The following is a 25,560-nucleotide window of genomic DNA, read 5'->3' on the forward strand; positions in this document are numbered from 1 at the left end:
GAAAACGAAGGGGGACTGTCGGATGTCAGTGGCTGGCCGGGCTGGCCGCCAGCGCCGGCAGGGCGTCGTGGCGGGCCGGGGCGGGCCGGCGTTGTTCCTCGGTGCGGCTGGCGATCTGCACCAGGGCCTGCACGTCCAGGATCAGGGCGACCTCACCGCTGCCCAGGATGGTGGAGCCGCCGATGCCGCGCAGGTTGCGGAAGAGGGCGCCCAGGGGCTTGATCACGGTCTGGAATTCGCCGAGCAACTGGTCCACCACCAGGCCGGCCTTCTGTCCGGCGATCTTGACTACCACCACGTTCTCCCGGACGGGCCGGGGGCCTTCGATGCCGAACAGGTCGCGCAGGCGGATGAAGGGCAGCACCTCGCCGCGCAGATTGATGACGTTGCGGGCGTCGGAATCGATCTGCAACTCCAGGCATTCCACCACCGCATCCAGGGGCACCACGTAGGCGGCGCGCCCGGCGCCGACCAGGAAGCCATCGATGATCGCCAGGGTGAGGGGCAGGCGGATGGCGAAGCGGGTGCCCCGGCCCGGTTCGGACTGGATGTCCACCCGGCCGCGCAGGGCGGTGATGTTGCGCTTGACCACGTCCATGCCCACGCCCCGGCCGGACAGGTTGGACACCTGGTCGGCGGTGGAGAAGCCGGGCTCGAAGATTAGGTGGTTGATCTCGTTGTCGGTGAGGGTCTGGCCCGGGGGCACCAGGCCCTTTTCCTGGGCCTTCTTGAGGATGCGTTCCCGGTTCAGGCCGCCGCCGTCGTCGGCGACCTCGATGACGATGCTGCCCGAGTCGTGGTAGGCGTTGAGCAACAGCCGGCCGCGGGCCGGCTTGCCGGCGGCGAGGCGTGCTTCGGCGGGTTCGACCCCGTGGTCCATGGCGTTGCGCACCAGGTGCATCAGGGGGTCGCCGATCTTTTCCACGACGCTCTTGTCGAGTTCGGTCTCGCCGCCCTGGATCACCAGTTCGATGTCCTTGCCCAGTTCCCGGGAGACGTCGCGTACCACCCGCTGGAAGCGGCCGAAGGTCTCGCCAATCTGCACCATGCGCAGGGCCAGGGCTTGGTCGCGGATGTTCTCGACCAGGCGGCTGACCACTTCGGTGGCCTCGCCCAGGTCGGACAGCCCGGCCTTGGAGGCCAGCAGGTTCACCGCCGAGCCGGCGATCACCAGTTCGCCCACCAGGTCGATCAGGCGGTCGAGCTTGTCGGCCTGGATGCGGATCAGCCGGGCCTCGGCGGCCTTCTTGTCGGCCACCTGTTTCTGCTTGGCGGCGGCGGCTTCCACCACTTCGGGCTGGACCAGCTTCTGCTCGACCAGGATTTCACCCAGGGGCAGGTGGGCAGGTGCCGCTTCGGTATCCGCCGGGGCGGCCTGGAGGGTCAGCCCCTCGTCCAGCTCGGCCTGGGTCAGGGCGCCGATGCGCACCAGGATTTCGCCCAGGCGCAACGGGTCCTCGGGCAGGGCGGCGATCAGCTCGATGTAGTCGTTGACGCGGCTGTTGGGCGGCAGGATGCGCAGTTCGCATTCGTCCCGGACGAAGTCGAATACCTGCTCGATCTCGGCCTTGCCGGCGCCGCTGCGGAAGCGGATCTCGAAGCCCAGGTAGCAGTTTTCCGGGTCCATCTCGGCCGCCGGGGGCATGGCGTCGGACAGGGTTTCCAGGCTGTCGATGCTGCCCAGGGTGGCCAAGTAGCGCAGGAAGTTGAGCGGGTCCATGCCGCTCTTCAGCACGTTCTGGCCGAAGCGCAGGGAGATGTGCCAGCAGTCGCTGCCGGCCACCGGGCCGCCGCCGGAGGCGTGCACCGGGTCGATCTTTTCGGCCGGGTGGCCGGCCGTGGCGCCCAGCCAGTCGGTTTCCAGACGGTGCTTCAGGTCCCGGCCCTCCAGGGCCAGATCGTCGGGCGGGGCCTCCTGGCCGGCCTCGAGCACGCCGATCAGGCTGGCCATGTGGTCAGAGCAGGCCAGCAGCAGGGCCACCAGGTCGCCGTTGGCCTGGATCTCGCTGTCGCGCATGCGCGACAGGACGCCTTCCACGGCATGGGTGAAATCCACGATGAAGGTGCATTCCACCGTGCCGGCCCCGCCCTTGACGGTGTGGGCGGCGCGGAAGATGCCGTTGATCAGGTCGTGGTCGGCCGGGTTGTCCTCCAGCTGGAGCAGGCCGGCCTCCATGGCGGCCACCTGTTCGCGGGCCTCCTGGGCGAAGACGGCGAGCAGTTCATCCATGCTGGGGTTCTCCTTCCCGGGCGGAAATGATCAGGGGGTCGCCGAAGTGGGCGGCCATGCGGTAGAAGTCGATGACCTCGCGCACCGCCGGGCTGTGGGCGACGATGCGGGCGGCGCAGCCCCGGGCGGAGGCCTCGCGCTTGGCGAGCAGCAGCAGCTGGAAACCGGCGGTGTCGATTTCGGCCACCAGGGAGAGGTCGACCTCCAGGTCCTGGCCGGCGTCCAGGGCCTCAAGCAGCTGGGCCTTCTGGGCGGCGGCGTTGTAGATGGTCATGTCGTCGGTGAAGGTCAGGCGCAGGGGGGCGGGCATGGCGGGCCTTGGCGTGCGTCGGTGGGGGTCAGAACAGCTCGACCTGGGGCGGGGCGCTGGCGGTCTTGCCGCCATCGGTGGTGGAAGCGTGGCCCAGGGCCTTGGCGTGGGTTTCGCGCTGGCGCTGCATCACGTATTTGCCGTACAGGTCGTTGAGGTGTTCGGCCAGGGGGCGGTAGGCCAGGGTCTCGTCGTCGGACTGGCGCAGCCGCTCGCACAGCAGCTTGGCGTGGGCCGCCAGTTCGCTCAGGGCTTCGCCGATCTGTTCGAGCTGCTGCCGGGTGACGTCCTGGAACTGCACGCTGGCCACGGCCTCGACGAACATCTGGGCCAGCTCGCCGCTGGACTGGCGGATGGTGCTGAGCACCACGGCCTCGCTGCGCATCAGTTCCTCGTAGCGGCTGCCCAGGTCGTCGAGCCGCTCGGCGAAGGTTTCCAGGGCGTTGCGCTCCTTGTCCAGGCTGGAGTTGGAAAGCTTGTCCTGGAACTGGGTGGCGATGGATTCGGCCACGCCGGAGATGCCCTGGTTGATCTTCTGTACCGCGGCCTCGGTCTCCGAGGACAGCTTGCGCACCTCGTCGGCGACCACGGCGAAGCCGCGGCCGGCCTCGCCGGCCCGGGCGGCTTCGATGGCGGCGTTGAGGGCCAGCAGGTTGGTCTGAGCGGCGATGTCCTTGATCAGGCCGGTGAGGGTGCCCAGCTCGCGGGCGTCGGTGACCACCTGGTTGACCCGGTGCTGGTCCCGTTCCGCCTCCTCCAGGCGGTTCTGGATATAGGAGCGCATTTCCGACATCAGGTGGGTGTTGTCGGAGATGCGGGCCTCGGCCGACTCGATACGCTGCGCCGCTTCGTCGGAACTGGCCTGGACGAAGTCGTTGAGGCGGGTCACCACATCGTCGATGGATTGCAGCCGCTCGGTGATCTGGTAGGCGGCGCCCTCGGTTTCGGCAACCACGTCCTTGAGTTGGCCGCGCAGCACGTCGTTGAAGGCGGGCACGCCTTCCAGTTCGGCCGCCACCTCGTCGGTAATGGTGCGCACGGCGCTGCCCTTGGCCGTCATGTCCTGGGCGGCGGTTGCCATGCCGTAGGCGTAGTCGCGGAAGAAGGCGATGGACACCAGGCGCTGGCCGAGAAAGGCCGCGGCCAGGATCACCACGGTGCCCACCGCGTCGCCCAGGGGTTGGGCGATGCCGAGGCCAGTCAGAAGCTGGTCGTGGAACCAGTCGTGGGCGAAGAAGACGATGATCGCCGCGCTCAGGGCCACGGCCAAGTAGACCAGGGTGATCCGTCCGAACAGGGACTGGGGCATCGGTAAAGCTCCTAGGCGGACAGGGGTTAGCGCAGCACCAGCTTGATGGTGTTGAGCAACTGGTCCGCGGTGGCGGGTTTGACGATCCAGCCCGAAGCGCCGGCGGCCTTGGCCTCGAGGCGCTTGCTTTGCTCCGACTCGGTGGTGAGGAAGAGGATGGGCATGAAGCGGCAGGCCGGCAGCTTGCGCACTTCCTTGATGAACTCGATGCCGTTCATGCCGGGCATGTTGAGATCGGTGATGAGCAGGTCGGCCTTGGTGCCGGCCTGGAACTTGCGCAGGCCTTCCTCGGCATTGGCGGCTTTTTCCACGGCGTAGCCGGCCTTGGTGAGGATGCTGGAGATGCTGAGCAGGATGGTGGCGGAGTCGTCCACCAGGAATATTGTTTTCATGCGCTGTTTCCCGTGAATGGAGCGTTCTTGGGCGGTGCGGGGCAGGAAGGGCAGGCCGCTTGCAGGGCGAATAATAGCGCCCATTTCCGGGGCGCCGGGGGGTGCCGGCCGCCTTTTTTCGTGCGGATTGCACGCCAACCGGAGTATGGCGGCGCTTTTGCTACGGAAATGTTGTTAGCGTAATTTGATTCCATAATTATGCATACAAAAACAGGCGGGTTGTTTTTCGGCTTGTGTTAGAATGGCGGACTCCGTACCCGGGGGCCGGAGGGCGTTTGCGCCCGGTGCTTCGGGCTAATCGAACACCCTCGCCCCAGGAATCGACGCGATGCCCCTGCCTCCTCCGTCCGCGCCGCGCCGGCGGATGCACCTCCGCCAGGTGGTGCTGGAAGGCTTTAAGCGTGACGATGGCCTGTGGGATATCGAGGCGCGCCTGACCGACACCAAGGACCACGACTACGCGTTGTCCTCCGGTGTGCGCCGCCAGGGCGAGGCAGTCCACGACCTGTGGCTGCGCCTGACCATCGATGCCCGCTTCTTCGTGGTGGATGCCGCGGCTTCCTCCGACGCCACGCCTTATATGGGCGACTGCGACCGCATCACGCCCGCTTATCGCGCCCTGGTTGGCCTGAACCTGTTCCAGGGGTTCCGTCAGGCGGTCAAGGAGCGTTTGGGCGGCACCCTCGGCTGTTCCCATCTCACCGAGCTGGCCCTGCAGATTCCCACCGCGGCCCTGCAAACCTACGCCAGCGAGATTACCGACAACGAAGACACCGGTCAGAAGCCTTTCCAGCTCGACCGGTGTCATGCTTTGGAGACCACCTCCCCGGTGGTCCGGCGCTACTATCCGCGCTGGTACCGGGGCGGCCTCCCTTCCGAGGCGGGGGCTTCCGCCTCGCTCTCGGCTGTTGCCCTGCAACAACCAGCGCCAGTTTCGGCCGCGGCGACCGGGGCCCGTTCCGCCTGCAAGGGCGAGGCGGGCAACGATCCGGCGCGCTGCTGCCAATCGGTCGGGTAGGAAGCGGTACCTACAGCTTTCGCCTGCATTTGCTCCGCAACTCAACTCAAGCAAGGAAATCGCATGAAGATCCACGAATATCAGGGGAAAGAGATCCTGAGAAAGTTCGGCGTGACCACGCCGCGCGGCACCCCTGCCTTTTCCGTCGATGAAGCCGTCAAGGCCGCCGAGGAACTGGGTGGCAAGGTGTGGGTCGTCAAGGCCCAGATCCACGCCGGCGGTCGCGGCAAGGGTGGCGGCGTGAAGGTCGCCAAGTCCCTGGATGAAGTGCGTCAGTACGCGAGCCAGATCCTGGGCATGCAGCTCAAGACTCATCAGACCGGCCCCGAAGGCCAGAAGGTCAATCGCCTGCTGATCGAAGAAGGCGCCGACATCAAGAAGGAATACTACCTGGCCGTGCTGACCGACCGCGCGACCCAGAAGGTCGCCGTGATGGCCTCCTCCGAAGGCGGCATGGACATCGAGGAAGTGGCCCACGCCACCCCCGAGAAGATTCTCAAGGAATTCGTTGATCCCCTGGTCGGCATCACCGACCAGCAAACCCTGAATCTGGCTCAGGGCATCGGCGTGCCTGCCGAGTCCGTCGCCAAGGCCCAGGCCGAGATCAAGAAGCTGTACCAGTGTTACATGGAGACCGATGCCTCCCTGGCGGAAATCAACCCGCTGATCCTGGAAGGCAACGGCAACATCAAGGCCCTGGACGCCAAGTTCAACTTCGACTCCAACGCCCTCTACCGCCATCCCGAGATCGTCGCCTACCGCGACCTGGATGAAGAGGACGCTGACGAGATCGAAGCCTCCAAGTTCGACCTGGCCTACATCTCCCTGGACGGCAACATCGGCTGCCTGGTGAATGGTGCTGGCCTGGCCATGGCCACCATGGACACCATCAAGCTGTTCGGCGCCGAGCCGGCCAACTTCCTGGACGTGGGCGGCGGCGCCACCACCGAGAAGGTCACCGAAGCCTTCAAGATCATGCTCAAGAACCCTAAGGTCAAGGGCATCCTGGTGAACATCTTCGGCGGCATCATGCGCTGCGACACCATCGCCACCGGCGTGGTCACCGCTGCCAAGGAAGTGAAGCTGTCCGTGCCGCTGGTGGTCCGCATGAAGGGCACCAACGAAGACCTGGGCAAGCAGATTCTGAAGGATTCCGGTCTGCCGATCATCGCCGCCGACACCATGGCCGAAGCGGCCGAGAAGATCGTCGCTGCGGTCAAGTAAGGAGTTATTGAATGTCCATCCTGATCAACAAAGACACCAAGGTCATCACCCAGGGCATCACCGGTAAGACCGGCCAGTTTCACACTGAGAAGTGCCAGGAATACGCCAACGGCAAGAACTGCTTCGTCGCCGGCGTGAACCCCAAGAAGGCGGGCGAGAAGATCTTCGACATCCCCATCTACGGTTCCGTCAAGGATGCGGCCGCTGACACCGGTGCCACCGTTTCCGTGATCTACGTGCCGCCCGCCGGCGCCGCTGCCGCCATCTGGGAAGCCGTCGAGGCCGACCTGGACCTGGCCATCTGCATCACCGAAGGCATCCCCGTCCGCGACATGCTGGAAGTGCGCAACAAGATGAAGGCCAAGGTTGCCGCCGGCGGCAAGGAAACCCTGCTGCTCGGCCCCAACTGCCCCGGCCTGATCACCCCCGATGAAATCAAGATCGGCATCATGCCCGGCCACATCCACCGCAAGGGCCGCATCGGCGTGGTTTCCCGCTCCGGCACCCTGACCTACGAAGCCGTGGCCCAGCTGACCGAAATCGGTCTCGGCCAGTCTTCCGCGGTCGGTATCGGCGGCGACCCGATCAACGGCCTCAAGCACATCGACGTGATGCGCATGTTCAACGACGATCCCGACACCGACGCTGTGATCATGATCGGCGAGATCGGCGGTCCGGACGAGGCTGAAGCCGCCATGTGGTGCAAAGCCAACATGAAGAAGCCGGTGGTCGGCTTCATCGCCGGCGTCACCGCCCCTCCGGGCAAGCGCATGGGCCATGCCGGCGCCCTGATCTCCGGCGGTGCCGACACCGCCGATGCCAAGCTCGCCATCATGGAAGAGTGCGGCTTCAAGGTGACCCGCAACCCGTCCGAAATGGGTCGGCTGCTCAAGTCCCTGCTGTAACATCGCGACTAGCCGGGGCCACGGGCCCCGGTGCGCGCAAGGGCGGGCCGTCGTGCCTGCCCTTTTTCGTTGTGCCGCGCGTTGTGCCCTGGACGGGCTCCGGCTTGTCCCCGTCCCTACGATTCCCCCTCGAACAGGCTTCGATTCCGCGTATGAGCGTCGCCCTCGACAACCCCGCCTTCTGGGCCGCCGTGGCCCAGATCATCATCATCGACATCCTGCTCTCGGGCGACAACGCCGTGGTCATCGCCCTGGCCTGCCGCAACCTGCCCCAGCGCGAGCGCCGCCTCGGCGTGCTGTGGGGCGTGGCCGGCGCCCTGGGGTTGCGGGTGCTGTTCACCTTCTTCGCCACCAGCCTGCTCGACCTGCCCTTCCTCAAGATCATCGGCGGACTGCTGCTGCTGTGGATCGGCATCAAACTGATCGTCCCGGAAACCGAGGAGGAGCACGACCTGCCGGCCTCCGAACACCTGTGGGGCGCGGTGCGCACCATCATCGCCGCCGACTTCGTCATGAGTCTGGACAACGTGGTGGCCGTGGCCGCCGCCGCCGAGGGCAGCCTGCCCCTGATCGTGTTCGGCCTGGCGGTCAGCGTGCCCTTCATCATCGGAGCCAGCCAGGGGGTGATGAAGCTGATGGACCGTTACCCGGCCATCATCATGGCTGGCGGCGGCCTGCTCGGCTGGGTGGCCGGCACCATGCTGGTCACCGATCCGGTGACCCATCCCTACCTGGACAAATTGCTCGGCGCCGAGGCGCCTGGCGCGCCGTTCCATCACTGGCTGGGTGGTGCTCTGGGCGCCGTGCTGGTGGTGGCCCTGGGACGCTGGCTGGCGTGGCGCCAGGACGTGCGCGCCGCAGAGGCCGACGAGGGCTGAACGGCGGCTGCCTCCCCGCCAAGAGCGGGGCGTAAAACAATGAGCGGCCGCGGTACCGGGCGCTGGGCCGCGGGTGAAGAGACTGGGAATTTTCCGGTGCGACGGAATGCACAGTGGCGCTCCCTCCCCGTTTGACGGGGCCGGAAGGGCGCTGCCACAATTCCGGCACGGCATGGGGCCGATGGAGCGGGGGAATATGGCGAAGCTGGTTCTTTCCATGGATGGTCTGGTGCTCAAGGAAGTGGAATTGAGCACGCAGCGCATTTCCATCGGCCGCAAGCCCAGCAACGACATCCAGATCGAGAATCTGGCCATTTCCGGCGAGCACGCCGCCATCGTCACCGTGCTCAACGATTCCTTTCTGGAAGACCTGGACAGCACCAACGGCACTCTGGTGAACGGCCAGCCGGTGAAGAAGGTGGTGCTGCAAAGCGGCGACGTGATCGAACTGGGCAAGTACAAGCTCAAGTTCTTCAATGCGCCGCCGGGGCCGGGCGACCCGGCCAGCTACGGCGAGGCCCTGGCGGTGGACAGCCAGGTGCCAGGGGGCGAGGGCAAGTCGACCGAGTCGGCCTTTGCCCGCAGCTACACGACCCGTGCCCAATCCTCTGCGCCTGCGGCGGCTGCATCGCAGCCGAGCGGTACCGCTCCCGGCGCGGCCACGGCCGGCGGCGCCTACCTCGAAGTGCTCAACGGCAACAACCAGGGGCGCCGGCTCGGGCTCGACAAGGACAAGACCACCCTGGGCAAGCCCGGGGTCCAGGTGGTGCTGGTGCTGCGCGAGCCCGATGGCTACGCCCTCCGCTACGTGGAAGGCCCGCACCACCCCCTGGTCAACGACCGGCCGGTGACTGCGCCGGTCCAACGTCTGGCCAATGGCGACATCATCGAGATCGCCGCTGTGCGCATGGCCTTCCGCCTCGGTTCCGGGAGCTGTGTGGCATGAAAGTCCGCGTGCTCGGCTGTAGTGGCGGCATCGGCGGGGGGCACTTGCGTACCACTGCCTTCCTGGTGGACCACGACATCCTGATCGACGCCGGCACTGGCGTCGCCGAATTGTCCCTGGCCGAACTGGCGGCCATCGACCACGTCTTCCTCACCCACGCCCACCTGGACCACATTGCCTGCCTGCCGCTGCTGCTCGACACGGTGATGGATCGCCGCGACGGCCGGCCGATCACCGTTCATGCACCCCAGGCGGTGATCGATACCCTGGCCCGGCACATCTTCAACTGGGAGGTGTGGCCCGATTTCGCCACCATTCCCGCGGCTGCTCCCATGCTTTGCTACGCCCCCATCGAGGCGGGCGAAGCCTGGTCCGACGGCACCCGGCACGTTACCGCCCTACCGGCGGAGCACACCGTGCCCACGGTCGGCTACCACCTGGTCGGCACCCGGGGCTGCTTCGTGTTCACCGGCGATACCACCCGCAACCCGGCCCTGTGGCCCTTGCTGAACGCCATTGCCGACCTGCGCGTACTGGTCATTGAGTGCGCCTTCCCCAACCGGGAGCGGCAGCTGGCCGAGCTGTCGAAGCACCTCTGCCCGGCCCTGCTGGCCGAGGAGCTGGTGCACTACACGGGGAGCGCCGAAGTCTTCGTCACCCACCTCAAGACCGGCCAAATCGAAGAAACCATGGCCGAGCTGGAGTCCCTGGCCGTCGCCGTGGCGCCGCGTATGCTGCGGCACAACCAGGCATTCGACCTGTAGCCTAGGGTGCCGATGTCCGGAGAAGCTCGCCGTGGTGCTGGCCGAGGCGGCAGACGAAGCCAGCGAAGGCCTCATGGCCGACTTTCACCTGACAGAGACCGAGCAGGTGGTCATCAACCAACACATCGTCACCACTATCCGTATGCTTGGAGCCTTGCTTGGCCCAAGCACCTGCACAACATTCCCTGAGTGTGCCGGGGCCACCATGAGCGCATGGGCGACAAGGGCGCCGATGAGCTGGTAGGCCCGTATGATGGGTATCGCCTCTCTCCATAAGCCGGCTATGTCCATGGGGGACGCAGTACGGGTACTCCTGTGCTTCAGTGACAACGTCTTCCTGGATGTTGTGCAATGCCCCTTACTTGGAAGCGAGAGGGGCGGAGTGACGTAGCACGTTAGGGATGTGACGGTTTACGTCACGTTTAGTGGTGAAAGTTACGAGGGGGCGTTTGGCATCGGATCGGAGCACCTTGTTCCAAGGGAATATTTCATGTTGATTCGTACTTGGCACGGAGACTGCATAAGGAAAAACAACCTCCCCGGAGGCCAATTTCTAAACGGAGAACTGTCATGACTATGATGAAGAAAGCCCAAGCCGGCTTCACCCTGATCGAACTGATGATCGTTGTGGCGATCATCGGTATTCTGGCTGCCGTGGCGCTGCCCGCTTACCAAGACTATATGGCGCGGGCCAAGGTTTCGGAAGTGGTGGTTCGCCTGGATGCGGCCAAGGCTTCTGTTGCTGAGTTCATTGCCACTAACGGAAGTCTGCCTACCGATGCTAATTCGGCTGGTTTTGATGTAACGAATAGCAAGTATGTTAGCGGGATGGCTTGGACTGCTGCTAATGGCATCGAAATTACTGTCCAGGCTACTGGTACCGGCTTGGATGGCCAAAAAGTTTATTTGGCACCCAGCGGTACTTTTAGCTCGGCGCTGACGTGGACGTGCGGGACCAACGCGGCTAATACGCTCTACAAATTCCTACCAAGCAACTGCCGTAGCGCTACCCCGACCGTTAGCGTGACGACTTGATGAATTCAGCAGTCCAAAAGCCCCACATCGGTGGGGCTTTTTTTTTCTTGACGGCAGTGTTGGTCATTTATCTGCTTGTGAGTAATCGAAGTGGATGGGGAACGGGCTTCTCGTGGCATGACGAGCAACGGTGGGCTCAACTCTGGCTGTTTGCTGGTGCATTAGCAGTTGTAGCTTGGCTTGTCCCCTCACAAGTTTCTCGGTGGTATTGGCGTGGCTTTGGCCTGATCCTGCTCTGTGTCGGCTTGGCGCCTTATCCAGGTTGGGCGCTGGCTGAAGTGGCCGTATTTTGTGGGGTTGCCGCTACTGCTTGGGCAGTGGCTCGTCTGCGCCGGTACGACCCGGCTCGATTCGATCAAGGTGCATCCTGGATCGTGCTGTTGATGTGCCTAAGCTATCTATGGGGTTTTGGCCTCGTGTACAGCCTGCAACTGGGTTATGGCGAAGCCTTGGAAATGCGGGATTTGTTTTCCGGTTATGCAAACCGCCGCTTTTTTTCTCAGACCCAAGCGCTGACTTTGCCACTCCTGGTGCTGCCCTTGATGAACCGGGAGTTCCCTCGTGCGATGCGGGGAGTCACCCTGGTAACAGCAATGGCCTGGTGGTCACTGGCCTTTGTGGTCGGGACGCGGGCAGTCTGGATGACTTTGCTTGGCGTGGCAGTGTGGAGCTGGTGTCGGTGGGGAAGTGTAGGGCGCCAGTGGGTCCGGTGGCAGGGGATCGTCGCCGCTGGAGGGGGGGGGCTCTTCTGGGCCGTATTTGTCAAGTTGCCGGAAAGTTTGGGGATTCCCCTTCTTACGGATAATGGCCGCTTGGCAACCGTCTCGTCTGCCACGGATTCTTCCGGCCGATTTGACCTCTGGCGCGACAGCTTCCACCTGATCGGCCAGCATCCCTGGGCGGGAATTGGGCCGATGCACTTTGCCGAGGCCCCAGGGTTTTCGGCGGCCCATCCCCACGACCTACCGTTGCAATTGGCGGTGGAGTGGGGGCTCCCTTTGACTGTGGTCGGGATTGCCTTGGTAGTGGCTGGGATGCGTCGACTTTTCCCCACCCCCGCCATGGCGGTAACTGACGATCCGGTGCGGGTGTGCTTGAGCGCAGCCTTGCTGACGGCTGTGGGCGTTTCCCTGTTCGATGGACTGCCGGTGATGCCTTATAGTCAGGTGCTACTGGCCGGGGTTATCGGTTGGGCCTGGGGCGTAGCTGATTCCGGTTCTCGTGGGACGGCGGTTTCCAATACTTGCCCGCGTTTGTGGTGGAGATGCGTGTGGAGTGGTGGAGCACTGCTACTGGCCTTTTTTCTCGTGTGGCTGGCGCAACAAGGCGCACCTCGGCTGGCTGCGCACGACGAGGCTTATATGGCCAAGTACCCTGGACAGCCCTTCAAGCCTCGTTTCTGGCAGCAGGGGATCATAGGTTTTTCTTGGGACGACCGTTACCCTGCACCCTGGTTCAAGAAGGCGCCGTCTCATCAGGCGCCAACGGCTAAGGTAGGAAATCCGGACTGATCACCCCACGCAGCACCACTTGCCCATCCCCCTGCCGTACCCGCTTGGTCAACCACCACACCGCGCCCTTCTTGATGCTCCACTCCGCCTCGTGCCCGCCAAGTAGCAGGGCGGCGATACGGCCTAGGGTCGGTTGGTGCCCCACCACCAATACCGCGTTTCCGTAAGTGCTGCCGTCTGGCCAGCCGCAGGCGGCCAGGACGTCGGCGACGTTGGCGTTGGGTTTCAGGGCGTTCAGGGTTTCGAAGGGCATTTCCAGTGCGGTGGCGGTCTGCTGGGTGCGGACCGCCGGGCTGGCGAGGACGCGCAGGCCTTTGGGGGCGTGGGCCTTGATCCATTTGGCCATGGCGGCGGCCTGTTTTTCGCCGCGGGGGGGGAGGCGGCGTTTCAGGTCGACCGGGCCGTCTTCGGCTTCGGCGTGGCGCCAGAGCAGCAAATCCATGATGACTCCCTCGCGCTGGGGCGCGTTCGGTTCGGTGGCAGGGGATGAAGCGGGCGCAAGGGTAGTCATGGCAGGTTATGGGGGTATTACGGCCGCATGGGGCCGGTCGGATTCGCCTTCAAGCGTTTCGTGTCAGCGGGGGCTATGGTGCCGTCTGCGGCAGCTCGCCGCGATTCCAGCGTGCAGGCCGATCCATGCGAATCCTCTTGCGGCTGCTGGGGGGCGCACAAAAGGGGGACATGTATTTGACTTGCCGCCCGTAAAAGCAAGCCACTTTCAACGTCGAGACTGTGGAAAGAAGAGCGCGCCGAGAGTGGCTTGAATGCAGTGGCCGAGAAAGCCCCAAGCATTAGGGAAAAGTCTTTTTGCATCTCTTCCAGCTCTCCGCGCCTCCGTGGTCTTTCCGTTGGAGGCGGTTCAGCAAGCCATCAATATAGTTCCATCCAAAGAGCAAAGCGGCGACGGCATCGCGTCACTCAAGCCGCACCGGTGCGTTGCTTGCGATGCAGCACCATTTTTTCCGCTGATTGCCTGACCGTCGATCACCAGCCTGGTGGCCGCCCGTATCAGCCGGCCGTGTTGGGGTTGTTTTTCGCACCGGACTTCTTCAATCGAGGCGGTTCCAGATTCGCCAGCGGTGCTACCAGCGTAGGCAGAATCAGGAACAAGGCATCGGCCCGGCCCTCCAGCCGGGCGATGGCCGGGGCGACGAGGGAATCGTCCGGGCGAGGCGCGCTTGCGCGCAGGTGGGCGATGCCTACCGCGCTGTCGTTGAGCTGGCCCAGGGCATCCTGCAAGGGTAGCAGGTGGCGGTTCCATACCTTGAGATCCCGGGGGCGCACCTGGGAGGCGAGGGCGTCCAGGCTGTAGCGCAGGCGCTTGATGGCGATGCGCAGACGGTGCCAGTCACTGGCCAGGGCCTCCGGGCGGTCGGCGGCGCCGGCGGCGTCTTTTTGCAGCCGGGCCAGGCGGCGCTGCACCGATTTTCCGGCGCGGCGCAGGGCGCGGCTGGTGACCGTTTCACGGCTCGCGCCAGGGGCGGCGTCCTTGCCGGTGGTTTTTCCCGGGAGCACCCCGGTTTGATCGGGCGGCAGCGCCAGGGTGGCGCGCAGAAAGCCGAGCACCAGATGGGTCGTGTCCGCTGCTGCCAACACTTGGCGGGCATGGGCCAGGGCCTGCCGCTCGTGGCGGGCCAGGTGGGCGAGCAGGCGCGCCAACTGGCGTGGGGGCTGGGCGGAAGAGGGATGGCGGCGCAGGTCGTCGGCCAGCACCTGCCATTCCCGGGCCGGCCCCAGGGCGTTGGCCAGGGCGGCCAGGGCCGGCTGCCAGTGGGCCAGGTAATCCGGTGGCAGGGCGTCGGCGAACAGGCGCAGGGCAGAGCGCAGGCGGCGCAGGGCGACTCGGGCCTGGTGGATGAATTCCGGATCGGTCGCCCCGGCACCCTTGCCGCCGTGGGCGCTGAGAAAGCCCGCCGCGTTGCGGTTGAAGGATTCCAGGCAGGCGAAGGCATAGCCGCGGAAGGCCTCCAGAGGCGTCGCGGCCGTCAGGTAGCCGTTGCCGCGCACCTTGACGGGAACGGGGCGTTCCTGGCGGTACAGCCGGTAGCCCCGCTCGGCCTTGCTGGCCGGGGCGGGCAGCAGGGGCAGGGTGGCGGCCAAGGCCTCGGCCAGGGCAAGCAGGTCGTCGTCCTGGCCTTCGAGCAGCTCCAGCTCCACTTCGCAGATGGCTTCGCGCAGAGGGTGGGCCGGGTCGCCGTCCTCCGGCACGGCCAGGATGCGGCCCCGGTCGAAGGCCACCTCAATGGTGCTCACGCCCCGCCGGACCTGCCAGGTGAGGCGCAGGAAGTCGGTGCTGAACACCGGGCGCAGGCTGGGCAGCAGTGCGGTCAACTCGGCGCGCAGCTCGGGGGCGTCTACATGATCGAAGCGCAGGACGTCCCCCGGGACTTCCGCTTCCCATTCGGCCCGGCGCGACAGGCCGCCGGGGGATTTCGCCTCGCCCTTGATCGTCACCAGCCGGCGCCGCCCGGCCCTGCGCAGGCGGATGGCGAAGCGGCGGGCCAGGAGGGCCAGGTCCGCCGTGTCGAAGTAGGTGTTGGCCAACCGGGTCCGCCGGGGCGGCGCGGCGGAGAGCAGGGGATGGGCGAGCAGCGCCGGGATGCCGGCGGGGACCAGGGCGAGCTTGAGTTCGGTTTCGGTGGCCATGGCAGGGTGGCGGGGCGCGGAGTCGGGCGCTGGTGCCCGGGGCGGAGTCAGGTTCCCGGATTACGGTCGGCGACGGCGGTTCAGGAAGGACGCGCCAATATTGGCTTTCCAGGAAGGTCGGCCGGAAACGCCCTACTGGCGCGGGGTTTGTAAAATCGGTGGCACGGGGCAACCCTGCGGTCCGCACCCTGCCAGCCCTGGATATGGCGGGCGGCAGGAGACCCGGGGCTGCCCCGGAAAGCGAAATATGGCACAGGATGGCGGGCGGGGGGAGGCCCGCCTGCCCTCAGCCCTCGAAGTGTCGCAGCTGCTCGACGTCGGGAATCTGGATGCGCCGGCCTTCCACCTTGATCAGCTCGCGGCTGGACAGGTCGTGGAGGATGCGCGAGAAGTGTTCCTGGGTCAGGTTGAGGCGGGAGGCGATGATGCCTTTGCTCACCGACAGGGTCACGGTGGTTTCGTTGCCGGTGGCGGGGGGGGCCTTCTGCAACAGGTAGCCGATCACCCGCTCGCGGCCGGTGTGCAGGGAATAGCTCTCCACGTCGGCGACGAAGCGGTGCAGGCGCATCGACAGGCCGGCCAGCATCTTGCGACCCAGGGCCGGGTCGCGCTCCAGCTCGTCGAAGATCACCTGGCGGGAGATGTGCAGCAGGGTTGAATCGGCCAGGGTCTGGGCCAGCACCGGGTAGGGTTTTTCCAGGAACATCACCGCCTCGCCGAAGGTCTGGCCCTGGCCGATGATCTCCACCACCTTCTCGCTGCCCTGGGGCGACACCACCGACAGTTTCACTTGGCCGTACACCACCAGAAAGATGCCCTGGCAGGGGTCCCCGGGGTGGAACAGGATTTCGCCGCGGGGCACCGCCATTTCCCGGGTGCCCTTGGCGATGCGGCCGATTTCCGGTTCGGCCAGGCCGTTGAAGAGGGGGATGCGGGCGAGCAGGGCGGGAATGTTGAGGGTGGTGGCGTCCAAGGGCGTCCCTATCGTCTGGCGTGGATCTGGCATTGGTGTCGAGGCCGGCAGCGGGGCAGCGCGGACCCGTCCCCCCCTGTGAAAGCCAGTATTTTGGCTAAGGTTGGCGGGTGAGTTGAGCGTACAGCAGAGGCAAGCGGCGGGGCAAGTCGTCGGGATTGCGGATTACCGTATATCCGGCCGGCCCGAACAGGTGGGGCAGGTAGTCAGCCCCTTCCCGGTCCACCGTGACGCAGAACGGTTGCAGGCCCAGGCGCCGGGCCTCGAACACCGCCGCCCGGGTGTCTTCCAGGCCGTAGCGGGAATCGTAGACGTCCAGGTCGTTGGGCTTGCCGTCGGTGATGATCAGCAGCAGGCGCTGCTTCTCGCGCCGCTCGGCGAGGATGTTGGCGGACTGACGGATGGCCGCCCCCATGCGCGTGTAGTAGCCGGGCTTGATCGCCAGCAGCCGCCCCCGGGGGATTGGCCCGTAAGGCTCGGCGAAATCCTTGAGCACATGGAAGCGCACGTTGCCGCGCTTCAACGACGAAAAACCGTAGATGCCGAAGGCGTCGCCGCTGCCGGACAGGGCCTCGGCGAACAGCATCAGCCCGTCGCGGATCACGTCCACGATGCGCTGGCTGTCGCTCACCCAGGCGTCGGTGGACAGGGACAGGTCGGCCAGCAGCAGGCAGGCCAGCTCTCGGGCTTGCGGCACCTGGGCGAGGTACAGGCCATCCCGCCCGCTGCCCGTATGGCCGGCGCGGCGGTCCGCCTGCCAGCGCACGCAGGCGTCCACGTCCAGCTCCGGGCCGTCGGGCTGCTGCTTGAGCCAGCGCCGTTGCGGCGCCAGGGCGGCGAACTGCTGGCGCAGCTTTTTCGCCGGACGCACCAGGGACTCGGGCAGCGGCGCCGGGGCGGCGTTGGCGGCGAGCAGGGGTTGCAGGCGCACGTGGCCGGGCAGCAGGGCGTTCTTGCGGTAGTCCCACTCGGGCAGGGGGATACCCGGGCCCAGGGGGGCATCGTCCTCGGCGGCGGAAGGCAGGTCCAGGTCAAAGCGCACCCGGCCGGCGGTGGTCTGGCCGTCCTGGGCGACGGAGAGCTGGTCCATGTCGTTGGCGGCCTGCGCCGCCTGGGGATCGGGCTCGTCGTCGGTGGGCCGGTTCACTTTCACGTACTCGGCCCAGGAGAGCAGGCTTTCGGCGCGGAAGCACAGCATCAACGAATTCTCGTTGTCCGGCGCCTCTTCCCGCTCGGCCTTGTGCCGGCGTTTGCCGTCGTCCGCCTTGCCGTGGCCACCGCCGCCTTCCGGCGGCAGGGCGTCGCTGGGGGCTCCGGGGGGGCGGCTGCCGTCGTCCGGGGTGTCGCCGGGCCAGCCCAGCCAGAGGGGCACCGGCTGGGGCGGACGGCTCTGCCGCGAGGTGAGCGGCGGCAGGCCGACCACCGTGCCGGGGTCGGCCAGGGCCTGGCGCAGGGCCGCCTCTTGGGCGGCTTCGTCGGCAGGCAGGTCCGCTGGCGCGATGCGCTCGGCCAGGCAGGCCGCCACCAGGGCCTCGTAGCGGGGGCGCAGGCCCGGGTAGCGGGCCAGGGTGTCCACGGCGGCGCGCTGGTTGCGCACGATCCAGGGTTGGGAAAAATCCTCGGTATGAGGGCTGGCGGCCAGGCCGGCGAGCCAGAGGTACAGGTCCCGGTTGTGCTCGCGTAGCGGAAAGCAGGCGATCTCCGGCGGCAGGCGCAGGGCCTCGCCGTCGCGCCGGGCCGGGGCGGTGCGCTCGCCGCTGCCGGCCAGGCGCTTCAGCCAGGTGCGGCGGGCGCCATGGTTTTCCAGGGCGGCGGCGCTCACGGTCAGCCCGCCGTCGCCGCCGAAGGCGCGAAAGAGGATGCCCAGGGTCTTGTCCACTTCGCCCAGGGCCACCGCCGCCTCCGGGTAGTGGCCGCCGGCGCGGCGGGTGATGAAGCGGTGCCAGAGGCCGCCGACCCATTCTTCCATGTCAGTTCCTTTCGCCTCGTTCCGCGGCCGGTGTGGGAGGGCGGGTGTCCTCGCGGACACCGTCCCGGGCGCTGAAACCGGCTTCGTTCTGCCGCGCCGCCTCCCCCTGGACCCAGGTCAAGAGCGGCCCCCGGGGATTGTCCCGGTTGGTGGTGGCGCAGGCCGTGAGGCATTGGGTGCACTGGGTGCAGGCGAACATCCAGCGCTTGAGGTTGCGCGGCTTGAGGCGCATCGGGCAGACCGCGTCGCAGGCGCTGCCGTGGCTGCCCTTGCTGCCGCCCTGGCAATCGGCGCATTCGGCCAGGCGGCTGCGGTCGAAGCCCACCACCAGGGCCTTCTTGTTGCCCATCCAGGCCAGGCTCTGGAAGATGCCCACGGCGCAGGCGTAGCGGCAAAAGAGGTGGCGGGCGAAGAGAAATTCCAGGCTGATCACCGTGGTGGCGGCGGCGAGAAATATCCACTCGTAGCGGCTGAGTACGCCCGCCCCCAGGCCGGCAGCGCCGAGCAGGCCGCCATAGACCTGGAACGGCGGCATCAGGTAGGTGAGGAAGACCACCGCCCAGGTGAAGGCGAAGCCCACCGCCAGCGGCACGGTGAGCAGCCACCAGCGGGCGTCACGCAGCGCCGGGGCGCCGTCGGGCTGCCAGGGCGGCACCGGCTGGCGGTCCCACACGCTGTGCTTGCCGGTGGCGCGCAGCATCAGCCGGTTGATGGTCTCCACCACCGAAAAGTGCGGGCACAGCCAGCCGCAGTAGAGGCGGCCCCACTTCCAGGCGACGAAGATCACCGCGGCGGCGAGCAGCAGGATCGGCGCGAAGAGAAAGAGGACGATGCGTCCGCCGGCCTCCACCGCGCTCAGGCGCCCGGCCAGCAGGTCGTCCATGCCCAGGTGCCAGGGCAGGGTGAGGAACCAGGCGTGGTTGGCGGTGAGGTCGTAGCGGAACAGGTCGAACAGGGGCGTCACCACGAACAGGGCGAAGAAGCCCATCTGGGTGAGGGCGCGCAGGGTCTGGCGGCGGTCCTTCATCACCGGGACGGCCCAATCAGCGGGTAGCGGTAGGGCTGACCGGCCATGGCCCGGGACAGGCCGAACATGCCGAACAGCACCAGGGTGGAGTGGATGCAGGTGAAATAGAGGATCACCGCCACCCAGGTCCAGGCCCAGGTCAGCCCGCCGGCGACGATGAACAGGGTCGAGACGGTCGCCAGCAGGGCACCGCCCCAGAAGCTTACCGCCACCGCCTGCCACAGGTGCTGGCGGGCCAGGGGTGGGGCGCTCAGGCGATGGCGCCACCACAGGGCGGCGAGGATCAGGAAGGCCAGCCCTGGGGCCACCAGCAGGTTGGCGAGGAACAGGCCCTCGGCGGCTACGGCCAGGCGCAGGCCGGGGACGGCCGCCGGGTCGTTGGCCGGATCGTTGGCCGAATCGGCGTTGGGCTCGGAATGGTCCGGAGCGGACATGGTCGGGGTGGCAGAACGGGAGGAGGGGTCAGCGGCCGAAGGTGGCGGCGACGATTTCCATCAGCGCCTCCACGGTTTCCGGGTCGTCGGAGAGGGGCTCCACCAGCGCCGCGCGGCAGGCCGCCAGGGGCTCCAGGCCGGCGTGGATCAGGGTGGCGGCATAGACCAGCAAGCGGGTGCTGGCCACTTCCTCCAGGTCCCGGTCCTTGAGGGCGCGGAAAGCCCGGCCGATGCCCACCAGGCGGCGCGCCAGGTCCCGGTCGATGTCGGCCTCGCCGATCAGGATGGCCTCTTCCCGCTCGGCTGCGGGGAAGTCGAAGCTCAGGGCGACGAAGCGCTGCCGGGTGGAAGGCTTGAGGCTCTTCATCAGGTTCTGGTAGCCCGGGTTGTACGACACCACCAGCATGAAGTCGTCCGGCGCCTCCAGGACCTCGCCGGTGCGGTCGATGGGCAGGATGCGCCGGTCGTCGGCCAGGGGGTGCAGCACCACCGTGGTGTCCTTGCGCGCCTCCACCACCTCGTCCAGGTAGCACAGGCCACCGTGGCGCACCGCCCGGGTCAGGGGGCCATCGCACCATACGGTGCCGCCGCCCTCGATTAGGTGGCGGCCCACCAGGTCGGCAGCGGTCAGGTCGTCGTGGCAGGCCACGGTGTGCAGCGGCAGCCCCAGGCGCGCCGCCATATGGGCGACGAAGCGGGTCTTGCCGCAGCCGGTGGGGCCCTTGATGAGGAGCGGCAGGCGGTTCTTGAAGGCGTGCTCGAACAGCTCGATCTCGTTGCCGGCCGGCGCGTACAAGGGCAGCTCAATGGCGGCCTGGGAGGGCAGGGGGGCGTTCATGGGAAGCCTCGCGGAAAAGGTGGGCGTCGGGCGGGAAGGGTCAGGCCAGGTAGGCGGCGGCCAGGCAGCCGGTGACGAAGAACAGCCAGCCGGCCACCACCGCTTGCCATAGGCGCGGGGCGTGGCGCAGCTCCATGAACTCGCCGGCCACGGCCAGGCCCTTGAGCAGGGCGGCGCCCATCAGCACCGCCATCACTGCCGGGCCGGCGGCGCCGGTTTCGCCGAGGAACCAGGTGAGGCCGGTGGCGGCGAGCAGGAAGGCATAGACCAGATGGGCGGCGCGGGGCGTCGCCGGGGAGGGGGCAGGGGAAAGGGCCGGGGCGTTCATCGCATCACGTAGACCAGGGGGAAGAGAATGATCCAGACCAGATCCACCATGTGCCAGTAGGCCGCGCCGCTCTCCAGGCTGGACAGGGTGGTGGGGCCAGGGCCCCGGCGCAGGCTGTTCCACAGCAGGGCCAGGATGACCATGCCGAGCAGCACGTGCATCAGGTGGAAGAAGGTCAGGGAGATGTAGAACATGTAGAAGGTGTCGGTGGACAGGGAAATGCCCAGGGCGAACTTGGCCTTGTATTCGAACACCTTCACCACCAGGAAGCCGCCGCCGCAGGCCAGGGCGAGCAGCAGGCGCCCAGCGCTGCCGCGTGGGTCGCCCCCGCGCAGGCGGGCCACGGCCTGGACGACGAACCAGCTGCCGGTGATCAGCAGCACGGTGTTGAGGGCCCCGGCGTTGCGGTCCAGGGTCAGCTGGCCGGTGTTGAACATGTCCACGTGCTTGGCCCGGGCCACCCCGTAGGCGACGAAGAACACGGCGAAGGCCAGCAGCTCGGCGCAGATGAAGACCCAGATGGCCAGGTCGCCGGCCAGACGGCGTTCGGGAGGGGCGGTGCCGGCAGTGGCCGGCAGGGCGAGGGATTCGGTGCTCATGGCGCCAACGATAGGCAGGTCGCCGGCCCGATTCCTTGATCGAAAGAAAAAAAGCGCCCCGGGAGCGGGGCGCTGGCAAGTCCGGGGCCGGCCGGGGGATGGAACCCCTGGCCGGTTTCGGGACGGGTGGATGGATCGATCCGGTTTTTCCGGGTGGGTCAGGCGGCCTTGGCCTGCTCCTCGCCCTTGACGAAGAAGCTGAGGATGTAGAGCACCAGGCCGATCAGGAAGACCACCCCGGTCCATTCGCGCATCCAGTAGAACAGGGAGATCTTGTCCTGCACCACCATGAAGGGCAGCGGCGTGTCGGAGACGCGCTGCAGCCACACTTGGAGGATGCCGGCGGCGGTGAGGAACAGGGTGATGAAGACCATGGCGATGGTCATCAGCCAGAAGCTCCACATCTCCAGCACCTGGGCCTTGTTCGAGTTGGCGGCGCGGCCGCGCATGATCGGCATGGCGTAGCTGATCATGCACAGCACGACCATGGCGTAGGCGCCGTAGAAGGCCATGTGGCCGTGGGCGGCGGTGATCTGGGTGCCGTGGGTGTAGTAGTTCACCGGAGCCAGGGTGTGCAGGAAGCCCCACACGCCGGCGCCGAGGAAGGCCATCACACCGGTGCCCAGCGCCCACAGGGTGGCGGCGCGGTTGGGGTGCTCGCGGCGGCGGCGGTTCACCATGTTGAAGGCGAACACGGTCATGGCGAAGAAGGGGATCGGCTCCAGGGCGGAGAAGATGGAACCCCACCACTGCCAGTACTCGGGCGTGCCGATCCAGAAGTAGTGGTGGCCGGTGCCGATCACGCCGGTGACCAGGGTCAGGGTGATGATCACGTACAGCCACTTCTCGATCACTTCCCGGTCCACGCCGGTGACCTTGATCAGCACGAAGGCCAGCAGGGCGCCGAGGATCAGTTCCCACACGCCTTCGACCCACAGGTGCACGGTCCACCACCAGAAGAACTTGTCTTCGACCACGTTCACCGGGTTGTAGAAGGAGAACAGGAAGAACACCGCCAGGCCCCACAGGCCGAGCAGCAGCACCGTCGAGATGGCGGTCTTGCGGCCCTTCAGCACCGTCATGGTGATGTTGAAGAGGAAGCCCAGGGCAACGATGACGATGCCCACCTTGGTTATCAGCGGTTGCTCCAGGAACTCCCGGCCCATTGTTTCGAGCAGGTCGTTGCCGGTGTACTTGGCCAGGGTGGCGTAGGGCACGGCCAGGTAGCCGACGATGGTCAGGGCGCCGGCGATCAGGAAGACCCAGAACAAGAGCATGGCCAGCTTGGTGCTGTACAGCTCGGTTTCCGATTCTTCGGGGATCAGGTAGTAGGCGCCGCCCATGAAGCCGAACAGCAGCCAGACGATGAGCAGGTTGGTGTGGACCATGCGGGCCACGTTGAAGGGGATCGCGGGGAAGAGGAAGTCTCCCCATACGTACTGCAAGCCCATGACCAGACCGAACAGAATCTGTCCGGCGAACAGGGCGATGGCCGCCATGAAGTAATACTTGGCGACCCCTTGGGATTGGAATGGCATGTCGTTTCCCTCCGGATGGATGCGGGGCCGGGTCAGCCCTGGATGTTGGGCGGCCAGTTGGCGTCGTCGATCTTGTTCACGTGCTCAAGATAGGCGGCGATGGCCTCCAGGTCGTCGTCGGAGAAGTTGAACTGGGGCATGGAGCGGCGGCCCGGAATGCCCTCGGCCGGCCGGCTCTTGATGAAGCCCTTGATGCCTTCGCGTCCGCCGAGGCGGGCGATGGCGTTGCCCAGTTCGGGAGCGAAATAGGCTCCTTCCCCCATCAGGGTGTGGCAGCCAATGCAGTTGTTGACCTCCACCAGCTTCTTGCCGTGGGCGATTTGGGGCGTGATTTCGGCCCGGTGGTCGCGTTTCGGCAATGCTTGGTGGGTGTCAAAGGATAGGGCGAGAAATAGCAGGAAGAAAAAGACTGTTCCCCCGTAGAAGATATTTCGCGCCATGGATTTGGTGAATGCACCACTCATGACAAAATCCCCCTTGTAGATTGAAAGGTAACGAACGGTATCCCCGGCCGGCCGGCGGCGACTTTGACTCCCATCAAAAGCGTCCGAAGCCCTGCCGATTGCCGCCGCTGGGGGCCCGCCAAGCCTTGCCGCGCCTGGAAAACCCGGGTTTGTCGAAGGGTTTTTCGCCGCAGTCGGCGCACCTGCTTTTCCTACCCTTTTTTTCCCTTTCAGGGCGGTGGCATGATCCCGCCCGGGTGACTTTTCATGTCCGACGACAAGCTTGACCTTTCCCGCCTGACCATCGACCGGGGCGCCTTGGCGGCCCGTCCGCGTCGCCGCCGCTGGCCCTGGGTGGCCGGCGCCGTGGCCGTCGCCGCCGTGCTGGCCGTCGGCCTGGCCGGCCAGCGTGCCGTGCCGGTGGAAACCCTGTCGGTGACCACCGCCTACCCCTACCAGGCAGTCACCGTCCTCAACGCCGCCGGCTACGTGGTGGCCGGGCGCAAGGCCGCCGTGGCCTCCAAGGCCACCGGCCGGCTCGAATGGCTGGGGGTGCGCGAAGGCTCGCCGGTCAAGGAGGGCCAGGTGGTGGCCCGGCTGGAGAACAGCGACGTGCGCGCCCAGGCCGACCAGGCCGGGGCCAACGTGGTGTCGGCCCGGGCCGAACTGGCCGATGCCGAAATCAGCTTCCACCGCACCGAGGAACTGGCCGCCAAGAAGTTCATCTCACCCTCGGCGGTGGATACCGCCCGGGCCCGCCTCAACAAGGCCCGGGCCGCCCTGGCCCAGGCCCAGGCGGCCAAGCGCGCCGCCGACGTGGCGGTGGACCAGACCCTGATCCGGGCGCCCTTCGACGGGGTGGTGTTGACCAAGGCGGCCAACGTCGGCGACGTCATCACCCCCTTCTCCTCGGCCACCGACAGCAAGGGTGCGGTGGTGACCATGGCCGACATGGCCAGCCTGGAAGTGGAAGCCGACGTGTCCGAGGCCAACCTGGCCAAGATCCAGGTGGGCCAGCCCTGCGAAATCCAGCTCGACGCCTTCCCCGATGAGCGCCTGCGCGGCCGGGTGTCGCGGCTGGTGCCGACGGTGGACCGGGCCAAGGCCACGGTGCTGGCCAAGGTCCAGTTCGTCACCCCGGACGGCAAGCCCGACCCGCGCCTGCTGCCGGAAATGGCCGCCAAGGTGGCCTTCCTCTCCCGGGAGATGAAGGACGACGAGCGCCAACCTTTCACTGCCGTGCATCACGACGCGGTGCGCGGCGAGGGCGATGCCGCCGTGGTGTTCGAGGTGCGCGACGGCCAGGCCCGGGAGCGGCCGGTGCGCCTGGGCGGCCGCTACGGCGACCTGGTGGCGGTGAGCGCCCGGGGCGGCGACGCGCTGGCGCCGGGCACCCGGCTGGTGGCCCGGCCCTCCGCCGACCTCAAGAACGGCGCCCGGGTCAAGGTGGAAGCCAAGTGACGCAAGAGCGCGCAACGTTGCCCCCGGTAACGCCCCCGGCGCCGCCTCTGGTGCAGCTGCGCCGGGTGGCCAAGGCCTACCGGCGTGGCCAGCAGCTGGTGCCGGTACTGGCCGACATCAGCTTCGACATCGCCGCCGGCGAGTTCCTCGCTCTGATGGGGCCCTCCGGCTCGGGCAAGAGCACCCTGCTCAACCTGATCGCCGGCATCGACCGGGCTAGCAGCGGCGAGATCCGGGTGGCCGGCGAGGACATCGCCGCCTACGGCGAGGCCGAACTGGCCGACTGGCGGGCGCGCACCATCGGCTTCATCTTCCAGTTCTACAACCTGATGCCGGTGCTTACCGCCCTGGAGAACGTGGAGCTGCCCCTGCTGCTCACCCGCCTCTCCCGCGCCGAGCGGCGCGAGCGGGCGGCGGCGGCCCTGGCCATGGTCGGCCTGGCCGAGCGCATGGACCACACGCCGAGCGAGCTTTCCGGCGGCCAGCAGCAGCGGGTGGCCATCGCTCGGGCCCTGATCACCGACCCGGTGCTGATCGTCGCCGACGAGCCCACCGGCGACCTGGACCGGGAATCGGCCCACGACATCCTGCGCCTGCTGCAACGGCTCAACCGGGAGCTGGGCAAGACCATCGTGATGGTCACCCACGACCCTCACGCCGCCGGCCACGCCCACGCCATCATGCACCTGGAGAAGGGCGCCCTGTCGGCCCGGGAGGAGCTGGGGGATGGCGTTGCCGGCGGGCTGTCCGGCGCCTCCGACGGCAGCGGGGGAGCGTACTGA

General features: G+C 66.9%; 26 protein-coding genes. 11 read left to right on the forward strand and 15 right to left on the reverse strand.

Annotated elements, in window-relative coordinates; translation table 11 throughout:
• Nucleotides 1-25: 25 nt before the first annotated feature.
• Genes V7Z98_RS12280 through V7Z98_RS12295 form a run of 4 tightly spaced genes read right to left on the reverse strand, consistent with a single transcriptional unit; the run spans nucleotide 26 to nucleotide 4,241 of the window.
• Entirely contained in the window at nucleotides 26-2,230 is a 2,205-nt protein-coding gene (locus V7Z98_RS12280; protein ID WP_334158299.1) for a chemotaxis protein CheA, read from the reverse strand.
• Nucleotides 2,223-2,540 carry an STAS domain-containing protein gene (locus tag V7Z98_RS12285; RefSeq protein ID WP_334158301.1) on the reverse strand — a complete coding sequence of 106 codons (318 nt, stop codon included), beginning with the start codon at nucleotides 2,538-2,540 and terminating at the stop codon, nucleotides 2,223-2,225. Before V7Z98_RS12285 ends, V7Z98_RS12280 begins: the two co-directional genes overlap by 8 nt.
• Nucleotides 2,541-2,568: 28 nt before the next feature.
• A complete protein-coding gene (locus tag V7Z98_RS12290) occupies nucleotides 2,569-3,849 on the reverse strand; it encodes a methyl-accepting chemotaxis protein (protein ID WP_293264334.1) in 1,281 nt (426 codons plus the stop codon).
• Nucleotides 3,850-3,875: 26 nt separating this feature from the next.
• Entirely contained in the window at nucleotides 3,876-4,241 is a 366-nt protein-coding gene (locus V7Z98_RS12295; protein ID WP_334158304.1) for a response regulator, read from the reverse strand.
• 328 nt (nucleotides 4,242-4,569) lie between these two features.
• Between V7Z98_RS12295 and V7Z98_RS12300 the strand changes: the two genes are divergently transcribed.
• The 9 genes from V7Z98_RS12300 to V7Z98_RS12340 all read left to right on the forward strand — a co-directional run bounded on the left by V7Z98_RS12300 (nucleotide 4,570) and on the right by V7Z98_RS12340 (nucleotide 12,522).
• Nucleotides 4,570-5,259, forward strand: a complete 690-nt coding sequence (locus V7Z98_RS12300; RefSeq protein ID WP_334158306.1) for a DUF2889 domain-containing protein — start codon at nucleotides 4,570-4,572, stop codon at nucleotides 5,257-5,259.
• 63 nt (nucleotides 5,260-5,322) lie between these two features.
• Complete coding sequence (gene sucC / locus V7Z98_RS12305) at nucleotides 5,323-6,483, forward strand: ADP-forming succinate--CoA ligase subunit beta (RefSeq protein ID WP_334158308.1); 1,161 nt, start codon at nucleotides 5,323-5,325, stop codon at nucleotides 6,481-6,483.
• Between the two features lie 11 nt (nucleotides 6,484-6,494).
• Nucleotides 6,495-7,388 (forward strand): succinate--CoA ligase subunit alpha, encoded by an 894-nt coding sequence (gene sucD / locus V7Z98_RS12310; RefSeq protein WP_293264328.1) that lies wholly within the window; start codon nucleotides 6,495-6,497, stop codon nucleotides 7,386-7,388.
• A 152-nt stretch (nucleotides 7,389-7,540) separates the two neighbouring features.
• On the forward strand, nucleotides 7,541-8,266 hold the full coding sequence (locus V7Z98_RS12315) for a TerC family protein (protein WP_293264326.1): 726 nt from the start codon (nucleotides 7,541-7,543) through the stop codon (nucleotides 8,264-8,266).
• 196 nt (nucleotides 8,267-8,462) lie between these two features.
• Complete coding sequence (locus V7Z98_RS12320; protein WP_334158309.1) at nucleotides 8,463-9,212, forward strand: FHA domain-containing protein; 750 nt, start codon at nucleotides 8,463-8,465, stop codon at nucleotides 9,210-9,212.
• Complete coding sequence (locus V7Z98_RS12325; RefSeq protein WP_334158310.1) at nucleotides 9,209-9,976, forward strand: 3',5'-cyclic-nucleotide phosphodiesterase; 768 nt, start codon at nucleotides 9,209-9,211, stop codon at nucleotides 9,974-9,976. The genes V7Z98_RS12320 and V7Z98_RS12325 overlap by 4 nt, the downstream gene beginning before the upstream one ends.
• 31 nt (nucleotides 9,977-10,007) lie before the next feature.
• On the forward strand, nucleotides 10,008-10,220 hold the full coding sequence (locus tag V7Z98_RS12330) for a hypothetical protein (RefSeq protein WP_334158311.1): 213 nt from the start codon (nucleotides 10,008-10,010) through the stop codon (nucleotides 10,218-10,220).
• 326 nt (nucleotides 10,221-10,546) lie between these two features.
• Entirely contained in the window at nucleotides 10,547-11,011 is a 465-nt protein-coding gene (locus V7Z98_RS12335) for a pilin (protein WP_334158313.1), read from the forward strand.
• Nucleotides 11,011-12,522 carry an O-antigen ligase family protein gene (locus V7Z98_RS12340; protein WP_334158314.1) on the forward strand — a complete coding sequence of 504 codons (1,512 nt, stop codon included), beginning with the start codon at nucleotides 11,011-11,013 and terminating at the stop codon, nucleotides 12,520-12,522. The genes V7Z98_RS12335 and V7Z98_RS12340 overlap by 1 nt, the downstream gene beginning before the upstream one ends.
• Here V7Z98_RS12340 and V7Z98_RS12345 read toward each other — a convergent pair.
• From V7Z98_RS12345 to V7Z98_RS12395, 11 genes are all read right to left on the reverse strand, one after another.
• Entirely contained in the window at nucleotides 12,500-12,964 is a 465-nt protein-coding gene (locus V7Z98_RS12345; protein ID WP_334158316.1) for a SixA phosphatase family protein, read from the reverse strand. The genes V7Z98_RS12340 and V7Z98_RS12345 overlap by 23 nt on opposite strands.
• A 566-nt stretch (nucleotides 12,965-13,530) precedes the next feature.
• Nucleotides 13,531-15,168 carry a CYTH and CHAD domain-containing protein gene (locus V7Z98_RS12350; RefSeq protein ID WP_334158317.1) on the reverse strand — a complete coding sequence of 546 codons (1,638 nt, stop codon included), beginning with the start codon at nucleotides 15,166-15,168 and terminating at the stop codon, nucleotides 13,531-13,533.
• 286 nt (nucleotides 15,169-15,454) lie between these two features.
• On the reverse strand, nucleotides 15,455-16,141 hold the full coding sequence (locus V7Z98_RS12355) for a Crp/Fnr family transcriptional regulator (protein ID WP_293264309.1): 687 nt from the start codon (nucleotides 16,139-16,141) through the stop codon (nucleotides 15,455-15,457).
• Nucleotides 16,142-16,238: 97 nt separating this feature from the next.
• Nucleotides 16,239-18,110 (reverse strand): nitric oxide reductase activation protein NorD, encoded by a 1,872-nt coding sequence (locus V7Z98_RS12360; RefSeq protein WP_334158319.1) that lies wholly within the window; start codon nucleotides 18,108-18,110, stop codon nucleotides 16,239-16,241.
• A gap of 1 nt (nucleotide 18,111) precedes the next feature.
• A complete protein-coding gene (locus V7Z98_RS12365) occupies nucleotides 18,112-19,137 on the reverse strand; it encodes a 4Fe-4S binding protein (RefSeq protein ID WP_334158320.1) in 1,026 nt (341 codons plus the stop codon).
• Nucleotides 19,137-19,571, reverse strand: coding sequence for a hypothetical protein (locus V7Z98_RS12370; protein ID WP_334158321.1), 435 nt, complete (start codon nucleotides 19,569-19,571; stop codon nucleotides 19,137-19,139). Before V7Z98_RS12370 ends, V7Z98_RS12365 begins: the two co-directional genes overlap by 1 nt.
• Before the next feature lie 28 nt (nucleotides 19,572-19,599).
• A complete protein-coding gene (locus tag V7Z98_RS12375; protein ID WP_334158322.1) occupies nucleotides 19,600-20,409 on the reverse strand; it encodes a CbbQ/NirQ/NorQ/GpvN family protein in 810 nt (269 codons plus the stop codon).
• A 40-nt stretch (nucleotides 20,410-20,449) separates the two neighbouring features.
• The gene (locus V7Z98_RS12380) at nucleotides 20,450-20,737 is read right to left on the reverse strand and encodes a cytochrome C oxidase subunit IV family protein (RefSeq protein WP_293264300.1); all 288 of its coding nucleotides are present in this window, start codon (nucleotides 20,735-20,737) and stop codon (nucleotides 20,450-20,452) included.
• Entirely contained in the window at nucleotides 20,734-21,336 is a 603-nt protein-coding gene (locus V7Z98_RS12385) for a cytochrome c oxidase subunit 3 family protein (RefSeq protein ID WP_334158323.1), read from the reverse strand. The genes V7Z98_RS12380 and V7Z98_RS12385 overlap by 4 nt, the downstream gene beginning before the upstream one ends.
• A 158-nt stretch (nucleotides 21,337-21,494) precedes the next feature.
• A complete protein-coding gene (locus tag V7Z98_RS12390; RefSeq protein ID WP_334158324.1) occupies nucleotides 21,495-22,874 on the reverse strand; it encodes a cbb3-type cytochrome c oxidase subunit I in 1,380 nt (459 codons plus the stop codon).
• Nucleotides 22,875-22,906: 32 nt separating this feature from the next.
• Nucleotides 22,907-23,338, reverse strand: coding sequence for a c-type cytochrome (locus tag V7Z98_RS12395; RefSeq protein ID WP_293264294.1), 432 nt, complete (start codon nucleotides 23,336-23,338; stop codon nucleotides 22,907-22,909).
• 246 nt (nucleotides 23,339-23,584) lie between these two features.
• Here V7Z98_RS12395 and V7Z98_RS12400 point away from each other — a divergent pair, with 246 nt between their 5' ends.
• Together V7Z98_RS12400 and V7Z98_RS12405 are read left to right on the forward strand one after the other, a co-directional pair.
• Entirely contained in the window at nucleotides 23,585-24,778 is a 1,194-nt protein-coding gene (locus tag V7Z98_RS12400) for an efflux RND transporter periplasmic adaptor subunit (protein WP_334158325.1), read from the forward strand.
• A complete protein-coding gene (locus V7Z98_RS12405) occupies nucleotides 24,775-25,560 on the forward strand; it encodes an ABC transporter ATP-binding protein (RefSeq protein ID WP_293264290.1) in 786 nt (261 codons plus the stop codon). Before V7Z98_RS12400 ends, V7Z98_RS12405 begins: the two co-directional genes overlap by 4 nt.

The organism is Oryzomicrobium sp. (assembly GCF_036820405.1).
In the GTDB taxonomy this organism is placed as follows: Bacteria; Pseudomonadota; Gammaproteobacteria; order Burkholderiales; family Rhodocyclaceae; genus Oryzomicrobium.